We start from the raw sequence: 2234 nt of genomic DNA on the forward strand, positions 1-2234 counted from the left end.
GCATGACACACGCCGAACGCAAGCGTCTCTGGCAGCAACATATCGAAGACTGGCAGGCGTCCGGTTTGTCCGGCATGGCCTACTGTCAGCAGCAGTCACTGACCTATTGTCGCTTTGTTTACTGGCGCAAAAAGCTGGCTGAGCCGGAGACCGTGATTGCGGAGCGCCCGGCTGGGCTCTCTGGCTTTGCCAAGGTGGCAGCGATGCCAGGCACGGCATTGTCAGATGGATTAACGGTGTCATTACCCGGAGGCGTCTCGATCACCGGGCTGCACGCCGGTAATGTGGAGATACTCGGTGCCGTGCTGAGGCAGCTGTAATGCGCCACCGATACCTTCGCCCCTCCTGGGATCTGCCGGAGATTTACCTGTATCGACAACCCATCGATTTTCGCAAGCAGGCCAACGGACTGGCGCTGATTGTCGAGCAGGAGTTAGGCCATAACCCGTTCTCCGGCGCGCTTTTCGCCTTCACCAACCGGCAGCGCAACAAGATCAAATGCCTGATGTGGGAAGACAACGGCTTCGTGCTCTACTACAAGTCTTTGGCTGAAGAAAAATTCAAATGGCCGGGCCCAGAGGATGAGCTGATGTCGCTGAACGGCGAGCAGATCAATTGGTTGCTGGACGGCTACGACATCACCCTGCTTCATGGCCATAAAACCCTGTATTATGAGAGTGTTGGATAGCGGTTTTTGTGGTGTTTTTTAGTGTGTCAGGGCGTTGTTTTTGCTATAATTTCAACATGAAAACAACGCCTGATAACACCTCCAAAACACCCGATTTCAGCGGTCTCTCCACCGCTGAAATGCTGGCTGTTATCAGCGATATGCAAGAACAGCTGGCCGCAAAAGAAGTCGAGCTTCAGCAGCGCGACCAAGCGGCCAAAGCACGTGAAAGCTACATCGCCATTCTCGAAGAGTTGCTGCGCTACAAAAAGATCCAGCAATTCGCAGCCAGCAGCGAAAAGCAGCCCAGCCAGATCACTCTATTCGACGAAGCCGAACTGGAAGTCGGGATTGACGAGCTACGCGATGAGTTGCCTGAGGATGTTGAAGAGGCCGAGGCACCGCCGCGTTCCCGCAAACGCCGTCAACGTGGCTTCTCCGATAAGCTGCTGCGCGAGCGTATTGAATTAACGCTCAGCGATGAAGAGAAAGCCGGAGCCAACAAGACCTTCTTCACCAAGGTGAAAGAAGAGCTGGAGTACATTCCCGCACAGTTGAAGGTGCTGGAATACTGGCAGGAAAAAGCCGTCTTCGAACAGGGTGGCCAGGAGCATATTGTGGCTGCACCGCGCTCAGCCCACCCACTGGGCAAATGCATTGCCACACCGTCACTGCTGGCCTACCTCATTACCTCCAAATACGCCGACGGCTTGCCGCTGTATCGGCAGGAACAGATGCTCAAACGCCTGGGTCACGAAGTCAGCCGAACCAGCATGGCGCACTGGATCATCCGTCTGAACGACGTGTTCAAACCGCTGATGACCCTGATTCGGGAAACCCAGAATGGCAGTGATTACCTGCAAGCTGATGAAACGCGGATCCAGGTGCTCAAAGAAGACGGCAAGAAAGCCCAGTCGGATAAATGGATGTGGGTGACCCGGGGCGGCCCGCCCGGAAAGCCCTCGGTTCTGTTCGAGTACGATCCCTCTCGCGGTGGCCAGGTACCGGTGCGCCTGCTGGATGACTTCCAGGGCATCCTGCAAGCCGATGGCTATTCCGGCTATGGACAGGTATGCCGCGAGAACAAACTGACCCGCATCGGTTGTTGGGATCATGCCCGGCGCAAGTTCGTGGACGCGTCCCGGGCAGCGCCAGCCAAGGGCAAAAAAGGCCCGCCCTCAAAAGCCGACGTGGCCCTGAGCCACATCCGGAAACTGTACGCTGTCGAGAAAGCCGCGAACGAACTGAGTGACGCCGAGCGCTATCGGGTGCGTCAGGAAAAAAGCCTGCCGTTGCTGAACGCCTTCAAGGCCTGGCTGGAGAAAAACGCCAGCAAAGTGCTGAAAGGCTCGCTCACCCGCAAGGCGATGGACTATACCCTGAGTCAGTGGGATACCCTGGTGGGCTACTGCGAACGCGGCGATTTACAGATCAGCAACGTGCTGGCCGAAAACGCCATCCGGCCCTTCGCCGTTGGCCGTATGGCCTGGCTGTTCGCCGATACCACCCAAGGCGCGAATGCCAGTGCCACCTGTTACTCGCTGATCGAAACGGCCAAGGCGAACAA

Annotated in this window: 3 protein-coding genes; all 3 read left to right on the forward strand. The window is 56.8% G+C overall.

The features are described 5' to 3' along the window. A partial coding sequence (tnpA, locus tag C7H09_RS10840; RefSeq protein WP_106762499.1) for an IS66 family insertion sequence element accessory protein TnpA occupies nt 1–320 on the forward strand: 320 nt, incomplete at its 5' end. Then, nucleotides 320–688 (forward strand): IS66 family insertion sequence element accessory protein TnpB, encoded by a 369-nt coding sequence (gene tnpB, locus C7H09_RS10845; protein ID WP_106762500.1) that lies wholly within the window; start codon nt 320–322, stop codon nt 686–688. The genes tnpA and tnpB, both read left to right, overlap by 1 nt. A gap of 56 nt (nt 689–744) precedes the next feature. Then, nucleotides 745–2234 (forward strand): IS66 family transposase (gene tnpC, locus C7H09_RS10850; protein ID WP_106762527.1); only part of this gene is annotated, 1490 nt, incomplete at its 3' end.

It is taken from the genome of Marinobacter fuscus (genome assembly GCF_003007675.1).
Lineage (GTDB): Bacteria > Pseudomonadota > Gammaproteobacteria > Pseudomonadales > Oleiphilaceae > Marinobacter > Marinobacter fuscus.

Coding starts and splice junctions, on each gene's coding strand:
- tnpB (WP_106762500.1), top strand. CDS start 320: ATGCGCCACCGATACCTTCGCCCCTCCTGGGATCTGCCGGAGATTTAC.